Source organism: Cronobacter sakazakii (assembly GCF_000982825.1).
GTDB classification, from domain to species: Bacteria; Pseudomonadota; Gammaproteobacteria; order Enterobacterales; family Enterobacteriaceae; genus Cronobacter; species Cronobacter sakazakii.
This window is the reverse complement of the sequence record NZ_CP011047.1, coordinates 1686421-1707255: the sequence shown is the minus strand read 5'-3', so window position 1 is coordinate 1707255 and position 20835 is coordinate 1686421. Positions and strand designations below refer to the sequence as shown.

20 protein-coding genes, 1 tRNA gene and 1 pseudogene are annotated in these 20835 nt (G+C 53.7%); 12 read left to right on the top strand and 10 right to left on the bottom strand.

Features of this window, described 5'->3' with window-relative positions:
- Positions 1–15 precede the first annotated feature (15 nt).
- Positions 16–1317, bottom strand: a complete 1302-nt coding sequence (locus tag CSK29544_RS08060; protein ID WP_007895199.1) for a CYTH domain-containing protein — start codon at positions 1315–1317, stop codon at positions 16–18.
- A 250-nt stretch (positions 1318–1567) separates the two neighbouring features.
- Between CSK29544_RS08060 and CSK29544_RS08055 the strand changes: the two genes are divergently transcribed.
- Both CSK29544_RS08055 and CSK29544_RS08050 read left to right on the top strand, forming a co-directional pair.
- Complete coding sequence (locus CSK29544_RS08055) at positions 1568–2182, top strand: TIGR04211 family SH3 domain-containing protein (protein ID WP_004385598.1); 615 nt, start codon at positions 1568–1570, stop codon at positions 2180–2182.
- Between the two features lie 95 nt (positions 2183–2277).
- Positions 2278–3525 carry a multifunctional CCA addition/repair protein gene (locus tag CSK29544_RS08050; RefSeq protein ID WP_029039017.1) on the top strand — a complete coding sequence of 416 codons (1248 nt, stop codon included), beginning with the start codon at positions 2278–2280 and terminating at the stop codon, positions 3523–3525.
- Positions 3526–3530: 5 nt separating this feature from the next.
- Here CSK29544_RS08050 and bacA read toward each other — a convergent pair whose 3' ends face one another.
- Positions 3531–4349 carry an undecaprenyl-diphosphate phosphatase gene (bacA, locus tag CSK29544_RS08045; RefSeq protein WP_007895186.1) on the bottom strand — a complete coding sequence of 273 codons (819 nt, stop codon included), beginning with the start codon at positions 4347–4349 and terminating at the stop codon, positions 3531–3533.
- Positions 4350–4476: 127 nt separating this feature from the next.
- On the bottom strand, positions 4477–4836 hold the full coding sequence (gene folB / locus CSK29544_RS08040) for a bifunctional dihydroneopterin aldolase/7,8-dihydroneopterin epimerase (protein WP_007707315.1): 360 nt from the start codon (positions 4834–4836) through the stop codon (positions 4477–4479).
- A gap of 107 nt (positions 4837–4943) precedes the next feature.
- Between folB and plsY the strand changes: the two genes are divergently transcribed.
- Positions 4944–5561, top strand: coding sequence for a glycerol-3-phosphate 1-O-acyltransferase PlsY (gene plsY, locus CSK29544_RS08035; RefSeq protein ID WP_004385594.1), 618 nt, complete (start codon positions 4944–4946; stop codon positions 5559–5561).
- Positions 5562–5597: 36 nt separating this feature from the next.
- Here plsY and tsaD read toward each other — a convergent pair whose 3' ends face one another.
- Positions 5598–6611, bottom strand: a complete 1014-nt coding sequence (tsaD, locus tag CSK29544_RS08030) for a tRNA (adenosine(37)-N6)-threonylcarbamoyltransferase complex transferase subunit TsaD (protein WP_007778149.1) — start codon at positions 6609–6611, stop codon at positions 5598–5600.
- Positions 6612–6859: 248 nt separating this feature from the next.
- Between tsaD and rpsU the strand changes: the two genes are divergently transcribed.
- From rpsU to CSK29544_RS08010, 4 genes are all read left to right on the top strand, one after another.
- Positions 6860–7075 (top strand): 30S ribosomal protein S21, encoded by a 216-nt coding sequence (gene rpsU, locus CSK29544_RS08025; RefSeq protein ID WP_001144069.1) that lies wholly within the window; start codon positions 6860–6862, stop codon positions 7073–7075.
- A 112-nt stretch (positions 7076–7187) separates the two neighbouring features.
- Positions 7188–8933 (top strand): DNA primase, encoded by a 1746-nt coding sequence (gene dnaG, locus CSK29544_RS08020; protein ID WP_004385592.1) that lies wholly within the window; start codon positions 7188–7190, stop codon positions 8931–8933.
- Between the two features lie 239 nt (positions 8934–9172).
- A complete protein-coding gene (gene rpoD, locus CSK29544_RS08015; protein WP_004385591.1) occupies positions 9173–11017 on the top strand; it encodes an RNA polymerase sigma factor RpoD in 1845 nt (614 codons plus the stop codon).
- 242 nt (positions 11018–11259) lie between these two features.
- Positions 11260–11682, top strand: coding sequence for a YuaE family lipoprotein (locus CSK29544_RS08010; RefSeq protein ID WP_007897018.1), 423 nt, complete (start codon positions 11260–11262; stop codon positions 11680–11682).
- 52 nt (positions 11683–11734) lie between these two features.
- On the opposite strand, the gene mug is transcribed toward CSK29544_RS08010, so the two are convergent.
- Positions 11735–12241: a G/U mismatch-specific DNA glycosylase gene (mug, locus tag CSK29544_RS08005; protein ID WP_004385589.1), complete on the bottom strand. Its 507-nt coding sequence runs from the start codon at positions 12239–12241 to the stop codon at positions 11735–11737.
- Positions 12242–12366: 125 nt separating this feature from the next.
- On the opposite strand from mug, the gene CSK29544_RS08000 reads away from it, so the two are divergent.
- Positions 12367–12442: transfer RNA gene (locus CSK29544_RS08000), tRNA-Ile, on the top strand.
- 427 nt (positions 12443–12869) lie between these two features.
- Here the strand turns inward: CSK29544_RS08000 and CSK29544_RS07995 are convergent.
- Positions 12870–13567 (bottom strand): IS1-like element IS1B family transposase gene (locus CSK29544_RS07995; protein ID WP_095033700.1). Its coding sequence is split into 2 segments (ribosomal slippage): positions 12870–13318 and positions 13318–13567, totalling 699 coding nucleotides; the frame shifts between segments, so codons are not numbered across the junction.
- A 200-nt stretch (positions 13568–13767) separates the two neighbouring features.
- Between CSK29544_RS07995 and CSK29544_RS07990 the strand changes: the two genes are divergently transcribed.
- Complete coding sequence (locus CSK29544_RS07990; protein ID WP_029039016.1) at positions 13768–14388, top strand: hypothetical protein; 621 nt, start codon at positions 13768–13770, stop codon at positions 14386–14388.
- A 132-nt stretch (positions 14389–14520) separates the two neighbouring features.
- Here CSK29544_RS07990 and CSK29544_RS07985 read toward each other — a convergent pair whose 3' ends face one another.
- The 3 genes and pseudogenes from CSK29544_RS07985 to CSK29544_RS24545 form a co-directional block, all read right to left on the bottom strand.
- On the bottom strand, positions 14521–14850 hold the full coding sequence (locus CSK29544_RS07985; protein WP_042390296.1) for a hypothetical protein: 330 nt from the start codon (positions 14848–14850) through the stop codon (positions 14521–14523).
- A 498-nt stretch (positions 14851–15348) separates the two neighbouring features.
- Positions 15349–16896: pseudogene (locus CSK29544_RS07980) on the bottom strand (hypothetical protein); the annotation flags it as partial.
- A gap of 33 nt (positions 16897–16929) precedes the next feature.
- A complete protein-coding gene (locus CSK29544_RS24545; RefSeq protein ID WP_029039014.1) occupies positions 16930–17187 on the bottom strand; it encodes a hypothetical protein in 258 nt (85 codons plus the stop codon).
- Positions 17188–17257: 70 nt separating this feature from the next.
- Here CSK29544_RS24545 and CSK29544_RS07970 point away from each other — a divergent pair, with 70 nt between their 5' ends.
- Complete coding sequence (locus CSK29544_RS07970; RefSeq protein WP_029039013.1) at positions 17258–17968, top strand: hypothetical protein; 711 nt, start codon at positions 17258–17260, stop codon at positions 17966–17968.
- Between the two features lie 753 nt (positions 17969–18721).
- On the opposite strand, the gene CSK29544_RS07965 is transcribed toward CSK29544_RS07970, so the two are convergent.
- Positions 18722–18928 carry an STY0301 family protein gene (locus CSK29544_RS07965; RefSeq protein ID WP_038860519.1) on the bottom strand — a complete coding sequence of 69 codons (207 nt, stop codon included), beginning with the start codon at positions 18926–18928 and terminating at the stop codon, positions 18722–18724.
- Positions 18929–19085: 157 nt separating this feature from the next.
- Between CSK29544_RS07965 and CSK29544_RS07960 the strand changes: the two genes are divergently transcribed.
- Positions 19086–19634, top strand: a complete 549-nt coding sequence (locus tag CSK29544_RS07960; protein WP_029039012.1) for a YtfJ family protein — start codon at positions 19086–19088, stop codon at positions 19632–19634.
- Between the two features lie 261 nt (positions 19635–19895).
- Positions 19896–20801 (top strand): polyprenyl synthetase family protein, encoded by a 906-nt coding sequence (locus CSK29544_RS07950; RefSeq protein ID WP_029039010.1) that lies wholly within the window; start codon positions 19896–19898, stop codon positions 20799–20801.
- Positions 20802–20835 lie beyond the last annotated feature (34 nt).

The window sequence follows — 20835 nt, the reverse complement described above, 5'->3', positions numbered from 1 at the left end:
GTTTCCTGTGGTTATTTACACTTTCCCGCTGTGCCGCCAGAACGGCGCCTGCGAGATAGCCTCATTGCGGAAATGCTCGATTTCAATACGCTGGCCGGTTTCAATGGCGTGACGCAGCCCCTGCCAGTTATCGAGCCAGAACAGCGCGACGGTGTCGTCATAGACGCCCGCCAGCAGACGCAGCGCGTCCAGCTCGCGCGAAAGACGCGGCAGCTGATCAACGTAACGGTCGCCGAGCGGCTGACCAAACGCGGCTTTCAGCTCGGCGGCGTGACGTGAGAGATTGATATCGGCAAAGCGTTTCCAGGAATCCGCCATTTTCTGACGGCCCTTTTCATCAAGGAAAGGCTGCCAGCTACGGAAAATCAGCCATTCGGTGAGCGCCAGGCGCGCAGAGGCCTGAATGGCGCTGAAAGCCACCGTCTGGGCCGATGCGTCGGTCGCAAGCGTCGCTTCGCACTGGGTCAGCAGATCGCGTAAGCGAGTGCTCGCTTTTCGCGGAACAATGCCGCCGAACAGCGCCAGCGTATGGCGCACCAGCGCAATGGCCTCACGCACCTGCTGCTTCGCTTTGTCGTTACCGCGCAGCCACAGCTCTTCGTGGTACAGCCAGTGATCGAGCGCCCATTCCAGCGACGCTTCAAGCCCCTGTTCGACCGTGATTTTCGCAGGCACTTTAAGAAGCGTCAGCGGACGCAGCGGACGTTCAGGATTCCCCTGAGCCAGATGATAGCCGCGCGCCGCTTTGCTGAGGCTGCCCTGGCGCAGGCCCGGTTTCGCCACCAGCTGACGGGCGAATTTCAGCACATCGGCCGCCTCGCCCTGCAGCAGTTCCAGCTCCAGCTCGCAGATCGGTTCCGCCAGCTCGCCGGCTTTCACTTCGCCACGATCAAGCGCAAGCTCAATGCGGCTTTCGCCGTAAGTAACCACCCACTTTTCACGGGCGAAATCGGTGCTGAACAGCGGTTTCACCACCGCCTGCAATGTCTCGGGCGACAACCCTTCCGGCCAGACTTCCGCCGGGAAGCGCGTGAGCGCAAGCGCCGGGGATTCCAGCGCGACATTATATTCCGGACGCTGATGCAGCCCGCCGGTCGTGCGGCCCGCCACTTTCATGGTCATTTCATAACGGCCATTATCGCCGCGGATACGCAGCCCCATATCGTGACGGCGCAACTGGTTGTCCGCGGTTTCGTAGTAGATGTTGACCAACTGGCGCGGAGCGCTGTGTTCAGCCTCAAGGGCGTTCAGCGTGGCGCGCAGCGCGTCAATCTGTTCCGGGTCGACGATAAATTTGAGTTCGATTTCCTGAGCCATGTCTTTGCTTTACTCGTTGGGTCACACTGAAGAAAACTCCAGCGAACTTAATAGCCTGGTATCTGTCAGTAGATAGTATTTTGTGAAAAATTGCCATGTTTGAGGCTTTTTGACGCCATCAAAATATGAAATTTGCCGCGGTGGCGGGCGACAGGCTGACCAGGAAGATTCCCATTCAGGTTTACGCTTTGCATCGTCAGACTGATGCCACTACTATCGTTCCACTTTCAACGACAATAACGACCAACTGATGCACAAATTACGTCTGATTTGCTTTTCCCTGCTTGCGCTTAGCGTCACTTTCCAGGCCGTTGCCGAAGAAAAACGCTATGTCTCGGATGAACTCAACACCTGGGTGCGTAGCGGCCCTGGTGACAATTACCGCCTGGTCGGCACGGTCAACGCCGGCGAAGAAGTCGCACTGCTCGAAAGTAACGGCAAATATGGACAGATTCGTGATGCCAGTGGCCGCACATCGTGGATCCCGCTGGAACAGCTGAAAAGCGAGCCCAGCCTGCGCACCCGCGTGCCGGAGCTGGAAAATCAGGTCAAAACCCTGACCGATAAGCTGACGAATATCGACACCACCTGGAATCAGCGCACGGCGGAGATGCAGAAGAAAGTCGCGGCGAGCGATGGCATCATCAACGGCCTGAAAAATGAGAATCAGAAGCTCAAAAACGAGCTTATCGTGGCGCAGAAGAAAGTGAACGCCGCCAATATCCAGATCGACGATAAACAGCGCACCATCATCATGCAGTGGTTTATGTATGGCGGCGGTGTGCTGGGCGTTGGTTTGCTGCTCGGTTTGCTGCTCCCGCACATGATCCCAAGCCGCAAACGCAAAGACCGCTGGATGAACTAATCCTCTCAGGGCAGCGCCCGCTGCCCTTTTCACTCACCATCTCCTCTACACTTAACGTATTATCTGTCGGCTGAATTGATGTCGGAGTGGAAGGCGTGAAGAGTTATCTGGTTGGTGGTGCGGTACGCGATGCCCTGTTAGGGCTGCCGGTAAAAGACAAAGACTGGGTGGTCGTGGGCGCCACGCCCGCCGAAATGCTGGCGCTTGGATATCAGCAGGTCGGGAAAGATTTCCCGGTCTTTTTGCATCCGCAAACCCACGAAGAGTACGCGCTGGCACGCACCGAGCGGAAATCAGGCCAGGGTTACACCGGCTTTACCTGCTATGCCGCGCCGGACGTAACGCTGGAGCAGGATTTACAGCGCCGCGATCTCACCATTAACGCTATCGCTCAGGATGATTCCGGCGAATTTATCGACCCGTACCACGGCCGCGACGATTTAAAAGCGCGCCTGCTGCGCCACGTCTCGCCCGCCTTTAACGAAGATCCGCTGCGCGTGCTGCGCGTGGCCCGCTTCGCCGCGCGTTATGCGCATCTCGGGTTTCGCATCGCGCAGGAAACGCTTTCGCTCATGCGCGAGATGGCGGAGAACGGTGAACTGGAGCATCTGACGGCGGAGCGCGTCTGGAAAGAGACCGAAAGCGCGCTCACCACCCGTAACCCGCAAATCTACTTCCTGATGCTGCGCGAGTGCGGCGCGCTGAAAGTGCTGTTCCCGGAAGTAGACAAGCTATTCGGTGTTCCGGCCCCGGCCAAATGGCACCCGGAAATCGACACCGGCATCCATACGCTGATGACGCTCGCCATGGCCGCAATGTTCAGCCCGGCGGTGGACGTGCGTTTTGCAGCGCTGTGTCACGATCTCGGCAAAGGGCTGACGCCGCCGCATCTCTGGCCGCGCCATCACGGCCACGGCCCGGCGGGCGTGCGGCTGGTGGCGCAGGTTTGCGAGCGGCTGCGCGTGCCGAATGATATTCGCGATCTCGCGAAGCTGGTGGCGGAGTTCCATGACCTGATCCACACCTTCCCGATACTCAAGCCGCGGACCATTGTGGGCCTGTTTGATTCGATAGACGCCTGGCGCAAGCCGCAGCGCGTGGAGCAGATTGCCATCACCAGCGAAGCGGACGTGCGCGGACGCACCGGCTTTGAAGCGAAAGATTATCCGCAGGCGCGACTGCTGCGCGAAGCGTGGGAGGTGGCGCGAGCGGTGTCGCCAAAAGAGGTGGTGGAAGCAGGCTTTACCGGCCCGGCGATTCGGGAAGAACTGACAAAACGGCGTATTCGCGCGGTGGCGGCCTGGAAGGAAGCGCGATGCCCTCAGCCTGCGGCTGAGGGCTAAGACGTTTACATGAAAACCGCGTAAACCGCAGCGGCAACGATGAAACGGTAGATCGCGAAAGGAATAAAAGAGATACGTTTGATGATGTGCAGGAAGGTTTTGATCGCCACCAGCGCCACGACGAACGCGGTGACAAAACCGACCGCGAACATCGGCAGATCCGCCATCGTCAGGAAGCCCATGCTTTTATAGAGATCGAGCGCGGTGGCCCCCATCATCATCGGCACGGCAAGCAGGAACGAGAATTCAGAAGCCGCATAGCGGCTCACGCCCACCAGCATACCGCCGGAAATGGTCGCCCCGGAGCGCGAGAAGCCCGGCCACAGCGCGAGGCACTGGAAGCAGCCGATGAAAAACGCCTGGCGGTACGTCATATCGTCCAGCCCCGGCGCTTTTGGCTCTTTCGGCTTCAGCACTTCGGCGATAATCAGCAGCACACCGCCCACCACCAGCGCATACATCACGTTGATCGGGTTAAACAGCGACTTGATGAAATCGTGGAACACCAGCCCCAGCACGACCGCCGGCACCATACCAAGCAGAATGTGGATGAGCGACAGGCGACCTTTGCCGACGCCTTCATGCGGCGGATGCCCGAAATGGATGCCAATGAGCCCGAACAGGCGACGCCAGAACATCACGACGACCGCCAGAATGGAACCCAACTGGATAACCACTTCGAAAGTTTTCGCAGTGTCGCCTTCAAACCCCAGCAGGTGACCCACAATTATCATATGACCGGTACTGGAGACCGGCAGGAATTCGGTGAGCCCTTCAACAATGCCCAGGATCGCCGCCACCAGCAGCGAGTGCATATCAGTCATTCAGTAAACCCTCGTACCCCAAAAAATAAGCGCTAAAAAACGCGGCAGTCTGCGCGACGGCCGCGTAAGTTCCTGCATTATGACCGGTATACCCGCGTTTGGTTTACTCATTATGAATTTAAATGTTTTAATTCGGATTATTGCTACGCTCAATCATCACGCCGACATTCGCGGCCTGCGCCACTGCGCCTGGCTTGCTTAATTTGATGCGCACCCAGGGAGCGTTAAAGCGCGTCAGAATGATCTCCGCGACTTCTTCCGCCACCCGTTCCACCAGCGCGAAACGACCATTACCGACATGCTCCAGCACCGCCTGCGTGACGTCCGCGTAGCTCAGACAGTCGCGCACGTCATCACTCGCCGCCGCCGCCCGGTTGTCCCAGCCGATTTCGATATCGAACACGAGTTTCTGCTCGATGGTCTGTTCCCAGTCGTAAACGCCAATAGTGGTGATTACCGAAAGTTGCTCTATAAATACTATGTCCATCACGGCCCTGCCTGTTTTTAGCCCCGCCGGATACCACTTCCGGCAAAATATGCGTATTATCCACAGATGCCGAGAATACAACGACATTTTCACAACGGAACAGCGTTATGAGTGCAATCGCGCCTGGAATGATCCTCCTCGCGTACCTTTGCGGCTCGATCTCCAGCGCCATTCTGGTCTGCCGCATCGCGGGTCTTCCCGATCCTCGTGACAGCGGTTCCGGCAACCCCGGAGCGACCAACGTCCTGCGAATTGGCGGCAAGGGAGCAGCCCTGGCGGTACTGATATTCGATGTGCTGAAAGGCATGCTGCCGGTCTGGGGCGCGTATGCGCTGGGCGTAACGCCGTTCTGGCTGGGGCTTATCGCCATCGCCGCCTGTCTGGGCCATATCTGGCCGGTCTTTTTCCATTTTCGCGGCGGTAAAGGCGTGGCGACGGCGTTCGGCGCGATTGCGCCTATCGGCTGGGATCTCACCGGCGTGATGGCGGGCACCTGGCTTCTGACAGTGTTACTGAGCGGTTATTCCTCGCTTGGCGCGATCGTCAGCGCGCTGGTAGCACCGTTTTATGTCTGGTGGTTTAAGCCGCAGTTTACATTCCCGGTAGCGATGCTCTCGTGTCTTATTCTTCTGCGCCATCACGATAATATTCAGCGCCTGTGGCGCGGCCAGGAAAGCAAAATCTGGAGCCGGTTTCGCAAAAAGCGGCCACAAAAAAAGGAGTGATGATTCACTCCTTTTCTTTATGACTTTACTGACGCGTTACGCGGCAGGCAGCTCCGAAAGCGGCCAGCGCGGACGCACGGTCACGCCAAGCCCCGCTTCGCCTTTCGCTTTCAGACGCACCATGCCTGCATAGGCGATCATCGCGCCGTTATCGGTACAGAATTCCGGGCGCGCATAGAAAACCTCGCCGCCGCGTTTTTGCATCATTTCCGCGAGACGCGCGCGCAGCGTGCGGTTAGCACTCACGCCGCCTGCCATCACCAGACGCTTAAAGCCGGTCTGATCCAGCGCACGGCGGCATTTGATCATCAGGGTGTCCACCACCGCATCTTCAAACGCGCGCGCAATGTCGGCGCGGGTTTGATCGTCGGTGCCGTTATCACGGATGGTATTCGCGGCGAAGGTTTTCAGCCCGGAGAAACTGAAATCCAGGCCCGGACGGTCGGTCATCGGACGCGGGAAGGTAAAGCGCCCCGCTGTGCCCTGCGCCGCCATTTTCGACAGCATCGGACCGCCGGGGTAATCCAGCCCCAGCAGCTTGGCGGTTTTATCGAACGCTTCGCCCGCGGCGTCGTCGATAGACTCGCCCAGCAGTTCATACTGGCCGATACCGGTGACGCTGATAAGCTGCGTATGGCCGCCGGAAACCAGCAGCGCCACGAAAGGAAATTCGGGCGGATTGTCTTCTAACATCGGTGCCAGCAGATGGCCTTCCATGTGGTGCACCGGCACCGCAGGCACATCCCAGGCGAACGCCAGCGCGCGGCCGACCGTCGCGCCGACTAACAGCGCGCCCACAAGCCCTGGCCCTGCGGTGTACGCGACCGCGTCGATATCTTTCGCGGTCAGGCCCGCTTCTTTTATGGCAGCCTGAATCAGAGGCACAGTTTTACGCACGTGATCGCGCGAGGCCAGCTCAGGCACGACGCCGCCATAATCGGCATGCAGTTTTACCTGACTATACAATTGGTTGGCTAATAACCCGTTTTCATCGTCATAAATCGCGATGCCGGTTTCATCACAGGATGTCTCAATTCCCAGTACACGCATGGTTTTTTTTACCTCTCTCGCCTGCCGCGCAGTGTAGGGCCAACGGTGGCCGATGTAAAACTTTGCTCAACCCAGGCGGCCAGATAGTGTATAATACGTGCCCCTGGAATAGACCGCACAAAAACCGCGTTTCTGGTCCTGGCGGTGCTTTACAAAGCAGCAGCAGTTGCAGTAAAATTCCGCACCATTTTGAAATAAGCTGGCTATCTGATGCCAGCAGAACCGAATTAATCAAAGGTGAGAGGCACATGCCGGTAATTAAAGTACGTGAAAACGAGCCGTTCGACGTAGCACTGCGTCGCTTCAAACGTTCCTGCGAGAAAGCGGGTGTTCTGGCGGAAGTTCGTCGTCGTGAATTCTATGAAAAACCGACTACCGAACGTAAACGCGCCAAAGCTTCCGCAGTGAAACGTCACGCGAAGAAACTGGCTCGCGAAAACGCACGCCGTACTCGTCTGTACTAATTCCTCAGGGGATATTCTCCCCTGAAACAGACAGAGTAGTAGTTGTAGAGGCCGTGCTTCCGAAAGGAATGCGCGGCTTATTCTCGTTTATGGGCTGATAAAAACGGGGCTTATGGCTGGACGAATCCCACGTGTCTTTATCAATGATCTGCTGGCTCGCACCGATATCGTCGACCTGATAGACGCACGGGTAAAGCTCAAGAAGCAGGGCAAGAACTACCACGCGTGCTGTCCCTTCCATAATGAAAAAACCCCCTCTTTCACCGTAAACGGCGAAAAACAGTTTTATCACTGCTTCGGTTGCGGCGCGCACGGCAACGCTATCGACTTCCTGATGAATTACGACAAGCTCGAATTCGTCGAGACCGTCGAAGAGCTGGCGGCCATGCATAATCTGGAAGTGCCGTTCGAAGCGGGTAGCGGACCGACGCAAATAGAGCGTCACCAGCGCCAGACGCTGTATGAGCTGCTGGACGGGCTGAACGGTTTTTATCGTCAGGCCTTACAGGCGCAAAGCGCCGAGCCAGCGCGCCAGTACCTGGCAAAACGTGGGCTGAGCGAATCGGTTATTGAACGTTTCGCGATTGGCTACGCGCCGCCGGGCTGGGACAACGTGCTCAAGCGTTTTGGCAATAACAGCGAAAACCGCAAGTCGCTTATCGACGCGGGCATGCTGGTGACCAACGATCAGGGCCGCAGTTACGACCGCTTTCGCGAACGGGTGATGTTCCCCATCCGCGATAAGCGCGGGCGAGTGATAGGCTTTGGCGGCCGCGTGTTAGGCGATGCGCTGCCGAAATATTTAAACTCCCCGGAAACCGATATTTTCCATAAGGGCCGCCAGCTGTATGGCCTTTATGAAGTGCAGCAAAGCGATCCGAACCCGCCGCGGCTTCTGGTGGTCGAAGGTTATATGGATGTCGTGGCGCTGTCGCAGTATGACATCAACTATGCGGTCGCCTCGCTCGGCACCGCGACCACGGCAGAGCATATCCAGATGCTTTTTCGTGTCACGAATAACGTGATTTGCTGTTACGACGGCGACAGAGCAGGCAGAAGCGCCGCGTGGCGCGCGCTGGAAACCGCGCTGCCTTACATGACGGACGGACGTCAGCTACGCTTTATGTTTCTGCCCGATGGCGAAGACCCGGATACGCTGGTTCGTCAGGAAGGCAAAGCGGCGTTCGAGGCGCGTATGGAGCAGGCACAGCCGCTCTCGACGTTCCTGTTTAACAGCCTGCTGCCGCAGGTAGATTTAAGCACGCCGGACGGGCGTGCGCAGCTCAGCACGCTGGCGCTGCCGTTAATCAGCCAGGTGCCGGGCGAGACGCTGCGCATCTATCTGCGTCAGGAGTTAGGCAACAAGCTCGGCATTCTGGATGACAGCCAGCTTGAGCGATTGATGACGCGCCAGGCAGATAATTCGCAAACGCGGCCTGCGCCGACGCTAAAGCGTACAACCATGCGTATACTGATAGGATTATTAGTCCAGAATCCTGAGCTGGCACCCCTGGTGCCCTCACTGGCCGCATTGGACAAAACAAAGCTGCCAGGACTGGAGCTCTTTGCAGAGCTGGTCAATACTTGTCTTTCGCAGCCTGGTCTGACCACCGGGCAGTTGCTCGAACATTATCGCGGTACAAAAGAAGCCGCTACCCTTGAAAAACTCTCAACGTGGGACGATATAGCAGATAAGGATATCGCAGAGAAAACGTTCACCGACGCGCTGGACCATATGTTTGATTCAGTGCTCGAGTTGAGACTAACAGAATTGATCGCCCGCTCGCGCACCCAGGGACTTAGCGCAGCGGAGCGCGAAGAAGTGCGCATCATTACCGAGGCGCGCGCCAGAAAATAAATTCCGCGGCTTAATTGCCGATTGACGATCGGGTGCACCCGAGAGCCGCACTGCCGGGCAGCGGCAATAATAAAACAGCCCGCACCGCCCTGTGGTTTTATATCGCTGTCGAAGCGTCCAGGCACTACTGAAACGCCGTCGCTTGCAACATGTTGTGATATGAACCCCGGGGCACACGTTATTGTTGGCGGCAACGCCTACCGACACCAACCTCATGAAATAAGTGTGGATACCGTCTTATGGAGCAAAACCCGCAGTCACAGCTTAAGCTTCTTGTCACCCGTGGTAAGGAGCAGGGCTATCTGACCTATGCCGAGGTCAATGACCATCTGCCGGAAGATATCGTCGACTCCGATCAGATCGAAGACATCATCCAAATGATTAACGACATGGGCATCCAGGTGATGGAAGAAGCGCCGGACGCCGACGATCTGTTGCTTGCTGAAAACTCCAACAGCACCGACGAAGACGCGGAAGAAGCTGCGGCCCAGGTGCTCTCAAGCGTTGAATCTGAAATCGGGCGCACCACTGACCCGGTTCGTATGTACATGCGTGAAATGGGTACCGTTGAGCTGTTGACCCGTGAAGGCGAAATCGACATCGCTAAACGCATCGAAGACGGCATCAATCAGGTTCAGTGCTCTGTCGCCGAATACCCGGAAGCGATCACCTATCTGCTGGAGCAGTACGATCGCGTTGAAGCGGGCGAAGCGCGTCTTTCGGATCTGATCACCGGCTTTGTCGATCCGAACGCCGAAGAAGATCTGGCGCCTACCGCGACGCATGTCGGCTCAGAACTCTCTCAGGAAGAGATGGATGATGACGAAGATGAAGACGAAGAGTCTGACGACGACAGCAGCGACGACGACAACAGCATCGATCCGGAACTGGCCCGTGAAAAATTTGGCGAGCTGCGTACCCAGTACGAAGTGACCCGCGACACCATCAAAGCCAAAGGCCGCAGCAACGCGGCGTCTCAGGAAGAGATCCTGAAGCTTTCTGAAGTGTTCAAACAGTTCCGCCTGGTACCGAAACAGTTCGACTATCTGGTGAACAGCATGCGCACCATGATGGACCGTGTGCGTACCCAGGAACGTATCATCATGAAGATGTGCGTTGAGCAGTGCAAAATGCCGAAGAAGAACTTCATCACCCTCTTCACCGGCAACGAAACCAGCGAAACCTGGTTCAACGCGGCTATCGCCATGAACAAACCGTGGTCTGAAAAGCTCCACGACGTGGCGGAAGATGTGCACCGTAGCCTGCAAAAACTGCAGCAGATCGAAGAAGAAACTGGCCTGACCATCGAGCAGGTAAAAGATATCAACCGTCGCATGTCTATCGGCGAAGCGAAAGCGCGTCGTGCGAAGAAAGAGATGGTTGAGGCGAACCTGCGTCTGGTTATTTCTATCGCCAAGAAATACACCAACCGCGGTCTGCAGTTCCTCGATCTGATTCAGGAAGGCAACATCGGTCTGATGAAAGCGGTAGATAAATTCGAATACCGCCGCGGCTACAAGTTCTCTACCTATGCAACCTGGTGGATCCGTCAGGCCATCACCCGCTCTATCGCGGATCAGGCGCGCACCATTCGTATTCCGGTGCACATGATTGAGACCATCAACAAGCTCAATCGTATTTCCCGCCAGATGCTGCAGGAGATGGGCCGCGAGCCGACGCCGGAAGAGCTGGCCGAGCGCATGCTGATGCCGGAAGACAAAATCCGCAAAGTGCTGAAAATCGCCAAAGAGCCTATCTCCATGGAAACGCCGATCGGCGACGATGAAGATTCGCATCTGGGGGATTTCATCGAGGATACCACCCTCGAGCTGCCGCTGGACTCCGCGACCACCGAAAGCCTGCGTGCGGCGACGCACGACGTGCTGGCCGGTCTCACCGCGCGTGAAGCGAAAGTGCTGCGTATGCGTTTCGGTATCGACATGAACACTGACCACACGCTGGAAGAAGTGGGTAAACAGTTCGATGTAACCCGCGAACGTATCCGTCAGATCGAAGCGAAGGCGCTGCGTAAGCTGCGTCACCCGAGCCGTTCTGAAGTGCTGCGCAGCTTCCTGGACGATTAATCGTCTGTAATAACGTGTTTAAAAAGCCCTCTTCGGAGGGCTTTTTTATTGGCACCAGAAATGACTGAAGCGACTTTTACGGGCTACCTTTCAACAGGCGGCCCTGCAACGATAAATCATCGTGATATGCGTGGATTAATTAGCAAAAAGAATTTGTCAGGATTATAGATTCTGAGTAATTTGCTGTGAGATTTTGCGTATAAAAATGAAACATCGCGTTGATAACATTGCAAGGAACCGGGATGAACAAGTCGCTGTTATTTATGACATGCGTTTTACTGGCCGGATGCGCCAGCCAGCCGCCAAAAAACCAGGTAACGCCGCTTACGCCAGCGCCCGCTCCGGTCGCCGCGCAAACGCCGCCTGCTCCACAGCAGCCTGAAAGCCAGCCTTTTTCGGCAGCCTCTGAAAGCGCTAACAGCATGGCGACCTGCCGTAAAGAGCTCGACGCGCTCAAGCACTACGGCCCGAAAACCTACAGCCGCTACGCCGCTGAAATGGACGCGCTTTCCGCTAAAACAGGGAAATATCTGGCGCTGAAAGACGGGATGACGCCGGAGCTAAACGACATTGTCATCACGATGTATCAGTCGCAAATCAAGACGCTCTGCTTCCGCATCCAGTCGTCGCTCGGTAAGCTGATTATTGAACAGGCTGGCGGCTAAACCACCTGCCTTTTTCTGCTCATAACGGCGCAGCGAGAGTTGCGCCGTTCTGTTATCTGCCGCGCGCCACCAGCGCGTCGTCGAGCTCCCGGTAGGCTTCCACCAGCTTATCGAGCGAAGCGCGATTCAGCCCGCTCGGGTTAGGCAGCACCCAAATTTCCGTCTTACCGATTTTCAGCTTCTGTTTACCCCACTTCACACCGCGCTGGCTGAATGCCTGCTCATAGGCTTTTTTGCCCAGCACCGCGAGCGCATCCGGCTGAAAATCTTCGATTTTTTTAATGAGATTGCGCCCGCCTTCATGCAATTCTTTTACGTCCACTTCGTTCGCCTGCACCGTCGGGCGCTCCACGAGTTTCGTGATGCCACAGCGCGTATCCAGCAAATGACGCTCTTCTTCAGGCTTCAGCTGGCGATCCGTAAACCCGGCCAGATGAATAACCTTCCAGAAGCGGTTACCCGGATGCGCAAAGTGAAAGCCCGTATGCGCCGACGACTTTCCCGGATTGATCCCGCAAAAGACCACCCGCAGACCCGGCTCAAGAATATCGTTAATCATGTCCTCTCCTGTTAACTCTCGGATCTATAAAGTATAAAGCCTAACGCCGCGCCTGCTTACAAATTCAGCAGCCGCGACACCGAGACTGGATTGGCGTCGCCAGTTACTTTATAATCCAGCGCCACGGCCCCTTAGCTCAGTGGTTAGAGCAGGCGACTCATAATCGCTTGGTCGTTGGTTCAAACCCAACAGGGGCCACCAAATTTTAGCTGTAAAATCATAGAGTTAAGCCACTTCTTGGTAAGTGGCTTTCTCTTTTATGATTCCAAATGTCCCCTTTTTGTCCCCCATTCAGAAATGGGAACCTAGAGCACATGCTTTGTGCTAAGCAAGCCGTGTTATGTACGAGTCAATGATCATGGCATCTTGGGTGAGTTTTTTAGGTAGCACTTAGATGTATGCATTGTACGTGCCTACACTGTCGCTTATAGTTAAGTAAGGTATACAAATCTTGTTCGCTATCCTTGCAAATAACTAGCTGTGCTAATAGTTTTTGTTAACTTGATAATCAACAATTTTTAAGAGTAATGGATACATTGTAATGTCCAATAAATTTCTTCTTGATATACCTAAAACCTTTTTTTAACTACGTATACATTTACTTGCGGATTCTGGTAATGACTCCAACTTATTGATAGTGTTTTATGTTCAGATAATGCCCGATGACTTTGTCATGCAGCTCCACCGATTTTGAGAACGACAGCGACTTCCGTCCCAGCCGTGCCAGGTGCTGCCTCAGATTCAGGTTATGCCGCTCAATTCGCTGCGTATATCGCTTGCTGATTACGTGCAGCTTTCCCTTCAGGCGGGATTCATACAGCGGCCAGCCATCCGTCATCCATATCACCACGTCAAAGGGTGACAGCAGGCTCATAAGACGCCCCAGCGTCGCCATAGTGCGTTCACCGAATACGTGCGCAACAACCGTCTTCCGGAGCCTGTCATACGCGTAAAACAGCCAGCGCTGGCGCGATTTAGCCCCGACGTATCCCCACTGTTCGTCCATTTCCGCGCAGACGATGACGTCACTGCCCGGCTGTATGCGCGAGGTTACCGACTGCGGCCTGAGTTTTTTAAATGGCGGAAAATCGTGTTGAGGCCAACGCCCATAATGCGGGCGGTTGCCCGGCATCCAACGCCATTCATGGCCATATCAATGATTTTCTGGTGCGTACCGGGTTGAGAAGCGGTGTAAGTGAACTGCAGTTGCCATGTTTTACGGCAGTGAGAGCAGAGATAGCGCTGATGTCCGGCGGTGCTTTTGCCGTTACGCACCACCCCGTCAGTAGCTGAACAGGAGGGACAGCTGATAGAAACAGAAGCCACTGGAGCACCTCAAAAACACCATCATACACTAAATCAGTAAGTTGGCAGCATCACCCGGATTCTCATTCATATGTGGCTTTTGGTATAACTTCAAAATAGATCTGCAAATCGTTTTTAGCTTGCTGTCACCTTTAGATATAATCAAATCGTTTATCATACCAATAATATCAGGCATAGGCATACTTGCGCTGCAATTATTAATGAGTTTCATTGATGCTTACGGGACTACTAAACACGATGATATACTAAAAAAAATACATCCCATAAAACTCAAAGAGACACCTGCTGGCCTAAAAGGAAAAATAAATAAAATATTAAGGATGATTTTTTCTCAAATTGGTTTTTTGACAATAATTACTATTGGCTTGGCTATTTTAATTCTCTGGAAGTTTTTTGGAAGTCATGAAAGACTTTACTACAATATATTTTTAATTGCTTCCGCTGGCATTATAGTTTTTGTTGCTTTTAACATGTTTTGTATTGACTCTGGGTTTTACAAAGCTGAGAAATATTACATTATAGCGTTTGCAATTTGCGTACTCCCCGCTATCTGTTATTTCATAGGTGGATATACTGGTGAAGGTACCATTAAAGATGAAAAAGCAATGGTTATGGTAGACAGTACCGCATGCAGTAGTGACCCAAATGAGAAATATGTCTTATTATCTTTATACGGCTCAAAAGGGATCAGCGCATCATTAAAAGATTACTCTATATGCCTCTTTGAAGCAGACAAAACCAGTTTTAAGAGTCTTATGCCCAAAAATCATTCCTCTTCAACACTCGCCGTAACTACTAGGCAAACGGAAAAACCGGATTAAGTATGCAGGGATTTTCCGCGCGTTCTACTCACGCAAGCTCCAAAAATAAAATAAGGGGGACATGTGAGAACGTAGTCCCTTTTTTTGTCCAGTGTCCACCTGGCTTAATTTTGTATTGGTAAGGCTCTACTCCTATTTTGACCGTTTCAGCCAGTGACTATATGCAGCCAGCCATGCCGCCGACTCATCAGCAAAGGGCTTTTCCGCGATAGGCAACCACTCTTTACCCTCTTGTGTTCTTTTCAGATAACGAACATCCCACCATTCAGCGCGTGGCCAGAGCACATAACGATGATCAGGCCAGCCGTTACAAGTTTCAGATTCCCACGGCTCCAGTTTTTCCCCTCGCTTCTTAAAAATAAAAAGCGCACCGCTAATGGCCAAACGCCCCATATCACACCCCTGCAGAATATTTTTACTGTATATAATCACAGTATACGCTATGCGTTTTTTTTCAGTCATGCGGAAACAGGCTTTTCACCGGCAGGCCGCGCCAGCTCTAACTTTTACGGCTTCTCGCGCCCCGGTATAACGTGACGCCGCAGATCCTTTCTTTTCGCATAAAATTAAAAAAACCTTTTTATTTCTGCATGTTATGAAATCCACCTAAAACATCAGAGATCCTTTTTACTGAAAAAAAGTGAAATTCATTTCAATCTTTTCAGTTTCGTTTTTCTGGCAAAGCCCCAGCGCTGGCGCGGTCTGGCGATATCATTTGTAAAAAAACAAAACTGAAAAATTTTTGTGATCCAAAACTTGCAGGCGGGTGCGGTGTAGTGCCGTTTTTGTCTGCGAACGTTTTATTTTGTGGGGCTGTGGCTGCGTCAGCGCAACGAGGCGGGCGGGATCTGTTTCAGGGATGGCGGTGCGCGGTCAACGCGATGCGGGCGCTGTGGTGCGTTCTGGATGGGTTAATGACAGGCATAAAAAAGCCCGCGTACTGGCGGGCATTTTGTCGGATCAGGCGATAATGTTTTCGTACCGGCTGCGGGTCTGTGTCGCCTGCGCCGCCGTCTGGCTGAACGCGGCGGCAGTGGTAGGCCCGCCGGTGCCGGGGTGTGAATGGCTGGCGCACTGGCTGGCCAGCTGTGCCAGCAGGTCTATGGTATCCAGCATCATTTGCAGCGTGTTAACGCTTTCGCTGCCGATGTGTACCGTTGGCCCCATAATTTGCTGACCGCCCGCCGCGACGCTTTTACGCAGCTGCGCGATTTTCTCGGTCAGCCCGCCATCGGTCTGCGTCTCAATGCCGCCCTTCGCGTGCGTTTTCTGGTGGCCGTCAATTTCAGCTTCGGCATCGCCTTCCACGCGAGCCAGAAATTTGCCGCTGGCTGCGATGGCGTAATCGCCGGTGGCCACATGCTGAACGGCACCGGCCAGCAGGCTGACCGTTCCCAGTACCGTGGTTTTATCCGTGGCTTTTACCGTGGTTTCACGGCTGACCAGCTCGCGGCGCTCCAGGTCTGCGGTCACTTCGCGGCTCATGGATGTTTCGCTGATGGTCTGGTCAGTCTTGCGCACCCAGTCACCGGCCTGCGTGACGCGTTGTGACACTTCTTCCCGCTGCTGTTGCAGCTGCTCGCCCGGCTTCACGTCCGGCAGGCTTGTGCCATCCGGCACGGCCTGGCGTACAAACGGCTTATCCGCACGCCCGCCGGTAAAGCCCACTTCAACCAGCGTGCCTTCCGGCGGAAACTGGAACATCCCCGAATCATTACCGGCCATCGGCACCGGCAGCGGCACGGCGGAATAAACCGGCGTGTTACCGTCCGGCTTACCGTCTGCGTCAAGCAGCTGCACGTCAACGGCATAGCGCGGGCGGAACGGATCAGAAAAATTCCCGCTGCTCACCGGCTCGCTGTGCGCCACCACCCGCGCAAATTTCGGCAGATGCAGCCCGGAGGCCAGCTCAGGATAATGCGCCTCTATCTGGCGCTGAATCGGGGTTTTCTGTAACGGCCTGCCGGTTGCCTTGTCGCGCGGCGTCCATGTGATGGTCATGTTGTCACCGGACAGGTTTATTTTCGTCACCCGCTGTCCGTTCACCTCCACACCGGGGCGCAGGGTCTGCACCAGAGGGATGGTCATGCTGTTGCCACCGGCAGCGCCCTGGTTAAAGTCTGCCGGAATATCCACGGGCCGCCCGGCAAACAGCGCCTTTTCCGCGCCGCCCAGATAAAGAGAGCCATCCGGCAGCTGATACCAGACGTAATCATTCACACCAAACGCGCGGCCCAGATTATCCAGCAACTGGAACCCGCTGCCGGAATGGGTGAAGTGCGGGATCGGCCTGTCGCTGTAGGCCGCATCCGGCACCGTGACCGTGATGCCGCTATGCTCCGTCAGCCAGCCGGCGATTTCTTTCAGCGTGGGATGCTGGAACGAACAGGGCCAGCTGCGCTCAAACACGCCGACCAGTTCACGCACAAAAAGTCGCTGGAAGCCTTTTTCGGCGGGCTGCTAACACCCCTCATATCCGGTAAACCATCGCAGCAATAGGTCGCTGTATCTGAGTAGTGCCTAACCCTATTTCATGTCAGGTTATTTACTCTTCACGCGTACTAAAAAACGGTAAAATTGTCTCACTGCATACACGCTGAGAATCCCGATCAGTATTGACGATACACCAATAAAAATCATCGCAGAGAGGAAAGGGCTTATTAAACCGCCCAAACTTGTAAAGTCTCCAAGACTAGCAAGCATGTCATTTGGAACTTCCCTTAAGATGATCTCAGGAATTATTAGGAGAGCAATAATCGCAGCTATAACGTAAACGAGTATTTTACGACTTTTTTTCATCTTTATCCTTGCTCCTGCAAGCGACCATGATCAATCATTAACCATAAATGTTACAACAAGGCTCATGGAAATGGCAGAAAACTATCTCAAATTGAAAGCGCAGTCAGATCAAAGGCTGGCAATTGCTTTAACTAAAGCTGTGAAGGAGGTCTATGCCACTCACATGCAAACCGTCGAAGACGTTAAGCTTGGAAGCCAGCGTATTATTAACTATGGCTCATGCATGATGCCTGACAAATATTACAGAAGCACATGTCATGAACAATGGGGTGAAGATAAGCGTTTGTATTTATCTTTATTAGAAATTTATAAAAGAAACGATGTTGTTCTCGATATGGTTCAGCTTTATTTCCAGAAAACTTTTAAGCGTCTCGGAGACGAAAAAAGCAACACCCTTGTATCTTATATAAAGCAAAAAATTGGTGAGAAAGCATATGAATCAGCAGAGCGCACGAGTAAGATGGCTCTGTCACTGACAATTGCCAAATTGATTGTAAGCAGTGGCAAGTTTCAAGAATCATATATTCAAAAAGTTAATGAAATGTCCAGCTGGCTTATTAAAGTGGTGACTCTTTATTCTAAAGCCGAAGTGGCCGCACTGGCCGCAAATAAACTTAAATTTCAAGACGCAGTATATTATCAGGTACTTTTTCGTGAAAAGATAGAAATGTTATACTTCCTTATTGAACCACAAATGTCAAAAATCATCTATCAAGTTGAATCTGGAGGCAATAACGAGGAAATTATTGGCGATGCTTTATATGAAATGTTAAAAAGATGAAGAAAATATTTGCCTTCTTATGGGCAGCGCATTCCCACCTGGTCCCAATTGCAATTATACTTGCAGGGGCCTTTTTGTTTATTTATTTCATTGAAGATTATTCGGGAATACTCACATTATTATGGTTCATCATCGTTTCTTTTTTCTATATTAAATACAATCGCTGGTATTGATGGCCCTGAAAAAGGGCTATCATTTTTAAAAAATAATAATCACAACCTAAGCGATCATTACTCTCCAAAGATTCCCACACATAATCTACACAACAATTTCAAGAGTTCATTTAGCATATTAAGACCAACGAAGAATTTTAAAATTGTTTTTTTGATACCACCAGAAAAAATATCCTTAGCAAGTTAATATCTCATGCTGCTCATTACTCAACGGTGCCTATACCGATGTATAGTTTCAGGAGCGATGCCTTTCTTTCGCTGTATTATTTAATTATTGAGTATCGAAACAATCTCATCTTTTCGCACATCAATTCGCGCCACCATGGTCTTTTAGAACACACTACAATAAGCGTTAATATTGCGAAAAGTGGTTTTTACAACGGTATGCGGGTATTATTTAAAATTAGATGATAGACCGTAGAAACCCGTTTATAAGAGGTGCATCATTCATACTGCTTTTAATAAGCTTATCTAAAGACCGATAAAACTCATTCCAGTACATCATGGAGCTTTAATGCATCATATTTAGTAAAAGCGTACTCACTCATAAAGATATAAGAGGCTTCAACAAAGCCGGTCGTTACACCTTTGAAACCAACATAGCCTTTCTCGGCAATAAGGACGCAAGCTCGTCCGGCGGGCCTTCAAACACATCGACCAGATTCAGCCTGTGGACGTGATTTTTCTCTGTCAGAGTAGTCGGGCACTGGATTTTTTCAGCCCATGCAGCGCCTGAGAAAAACATCACGCCGATACTACACAACGCGGCTTTGATCCATCCCATCATTCTCGTCTCCCTGTTTTTGATTTTCCTTTATACCTCAAAATCAATAACCTCACTCTTCTCCCGATCAAAACGTCAGAACACGCTCATCTGTCATCCCTCAACCCAACCGGGCAATCTCCACTACACTTTTCCCAACTCCCCATATTGAGGATTTCCCATGCTGCGTTCGTTACTGCTCATCTGCACTCTGCTGCCCTTTTTCGCCTGCGCGCACAATTTTACAGAAGGCGAACGGGTGGCACCGGTTGGCGTGGCTGAGCGCGGCGAGCTGACGCTGAATCAGGGCGAGATTGATTATCGTGACTGGAACAGCGCGCGGCTTAGCGGCAAAGTGGGCCTGGTGCTGCATGTGGCGGGCAGGCTGTCGGCGAAAGATCTGAATAAAGGCATCAGCGACGCCATCGCGGCGGCGCAGCTGCCGGCAGATAAATTTCAGGCCACCACGATAATCAACACCGATGACGCCATTCCCGGCAGCGCCATCTTTGTGCGCCGCAGTCTGGAAAGCACCAAAAAAGCATATCCCTCATCGGTCTTTGTGCTCGACGGCCAGGGCGCGGTGCAGCGCGCCTGGCGGCTTCAGCCGGGCGGTTCCGCCGTGGTGGTTCTGGATAAAGATGGCCGCATCCGCTTCGCCAAAGATGGCGCGCTCACGCAGGATGAAGTCCGTCAGGTGATGACGCTGCTGCGCTCTCTGCTCGCATAAACCTGTACAACAGCTCACAGAATTGTAAAGTTTTGTGCCACACTGAGGTTAGCTGAAGAAATTTTCCGGGATTACGCTACGCTTTTTAAGAACGTATCCGGAAAGATTACCGTGAAGATAATCAGTTGTTCAGACACCAAAAATCCCACATTTCGCCTGATGCGACGACTGCCGCGCGCCTGAGGGCGGCACTCGCGCGCAGTTGCGCTTTTCATTCCTTCCACGCCACAGCGATAACGGACACCATCAGAGGCCTTAACCATGAACGCTAACGCCGTGAAATCTTCAGGGCAGGAAATCGAATTGCAGGCGCTGCGCGATGCGCTGCAAACCCGCCTTGACGAGCTTCTGCCGCCGGGCCAGGAGCGCGATCTGGTCTGCGCCGCGATGCGCGAAGGCGCGCTGACGCCCGGTAAGCGGGTGCGTCCGCTGCTGCTCATTCTCGCCGCGCGCGATCTCGGCTGCGACGCCAGTCAGCCCGCGTTGATGGATCTCGCCTGCGCCGTGGAGATGGTGCACGCCGCGTCGCTGATGCTCGACGATATTCCGTGTATGGACAACGCTCTGCTGCGCCGCGGTAAACCCACCATCCACCGCCAGTATGGCGAAAGCGTGGCGATCCTCGCGGCGGTCGCGTTACTCAGCCGGGCATTCGGCGTAGTGGCCCAGGCCAGTCCGTTATCCGACAGCTGTAAAACTCAGGCGGTCAGCGAGCTTTCCAGCGCCGTCGGGTTGCAGGGGCTGGTGCAGGGGCAGTTTCGCGATCTCAGCGAAGGCAACCAGGCCCGTAGCGCCGAGGCGATACTCGCCACCAACGATCTCAAAACCAGCGTGCTGTTCGACGCCACGCTGCAAATCGCCGCCATTGCCGCCGGCGCTTCCGCCTCGGTGCGCCATAAGCTTCGCGAGTTCTCGCGCCATCTCGGCCAGGCGTTCCAGCTGCTTGACGATCTGGCGGATGGCCTGAACCATACCGGTAAAGACATTAATAAAGACGCCGGGAAATCGACGCTGGTGGCGATGCTTGGCCCGGAAGCGGTGCATCAGCGCCTGCGCGATCACCTGCTGCGCGCCGATGAGCATCTCACCGGTGCCTGTTCGCGCGGCGCGTCCACCCGCCGTTTTATGTACGCCTGGTTTGATAAACAGCTGGCTATGTTTGGCTGAACGCGCGCCGTGTCGCCGACAGTGACTGTTACTG

What these genes read in the sequence shown, in the direction of transcription:
- CSK29544_RS08060 (WP_007895199.1), bottom strand. Translation starts at nt 1,317, where the DNA reads ATGGCTCAGGAAATCGAACTCAAATTTATCGTCGACCCGGAACAGATT.
- CSK29544_RS08055 (WP_004385598.1), top strand. Translation starts at nt 1,568, where the DNA reads ATGCACAAATTACGTCTGATTTGCTTTTCCCTGCTTGCGCTTAGCGTC.
- bacA (WP_007895186.1), bottom strand. Translation starts at nt 4,349, where the DNA reads ATGACTGATATGCACTCGCTGCTGGTGGCGGCGATCCTGGGCATTGTT.
- folB (WP_007707315.1), bottom strand. Translation starts at nt 4,836, where the DNA reads ATGGACATAGTATTTATAGAGCAACTTTCGGTAATCACCACTATTGGC.
- plsY (WP_004385594.1), top strand. Translation starts at nt 4,944, where the DNA reads ATGAGTGCAATCGCGCCTGGAATGATCCTCCTCGCGTACCTTTGCGGC.
- tsaD (WP_007778149.1), bottom strand. Translation starts at nt 6,611, where the DNA reads ATGCGTGTACTGGGAATTGAGACATCCTGTGATGAAACCGGCATCGCG.
- rpsU (WP_001144069.1), top strand. Translation starts at nt 6,860, where the DNA reads ATGCCGGTAATTAAAGTACGTGAAAACGAGCCGTTCGACGTAGCACTG.
- dnaG (WP_004385592.1), top strand. Translation starts at nt 7,188, where the DNA reads ATGGCTGGACGAATCCCACGTGTCTTTATCAATGATCTGCTGGCTCGC.
- rpoD (WP_004385591.1), top strand. Translation starts at nt 9,173, where the DNA reads ATGGAGCAAAACCCGCAGTCACAGCTTAAGCTTCTTGTCACCCGTGGT.
- CSK29544_RS08010 (WP_007897018.1), top strand. Translation starts at nt 11,260, where the DNA reads ATGAACAAGTCGCTGTTATTTATGACATGCGTTTTACTGGCCGGATGC.
- mug (WP_004385589.1), bottom strand. Translation starts at nt 12,241, where the DNA reads ATGATTAACGATATTCTTGAGCCGGGTCTGCGGGTGGTCTTTTGCGGG.
- CSK29544_RS07990 (WP_029039016.1), top strand. Translation starts at nt 13,768, where the DNA reads ATGAGTTTCATTGATGCTTACGGGACTACTAAACACGATGATATACTA.
- CSK29544_RS07985 (WP_042390296.1), bottom strand. Translation starts at nt 14,850, where the DNA reads ATGACTGAAAAAAAACGCATAGCGTATACTGTGATTATATACAGTAAA.
- CSK29544_RS24545 (WP_029039014.1), bottom strand. Translation starts at nt 17,187, where the DNA reads ATGAAAAAAAGTCGTAAAATACTCGTTTACGTTATAGCTGCGATTATT.
- CSK29544_RS07970 (WP_029039013.1), top strand. Translation starts at nt 17,258, where the DNA reads ATGGCAGAAAACTATCTCAAATTGAAAGCGCAGTCAGATCAAAGGCTG.
- CSK29544_RS07965 (WP_038860519.1), bottom strand. Translation starts at nt 18,928, where the DNA reads ATGATGGGATGGATCAAAGCCGCGTTGTGTAGTATCGGCGTGATGTTT.
- CSK29544_RS07960 (WP_029039012.1), top strand. Translation starts at nt 19,086, where the DNA reads ATGCTGCGTTCGTTACTGCTCATCTGCACTCTGCTGCCCTTTTTCGCC.
- CSK29544_RS07950 (WP_029039010.1), top strand. Translation starts at nt 19,896, where the DNA reads ATGAACGCTAACGCCGTGAAATCTTCAGGGCAGGAAATCGAATTGCAG.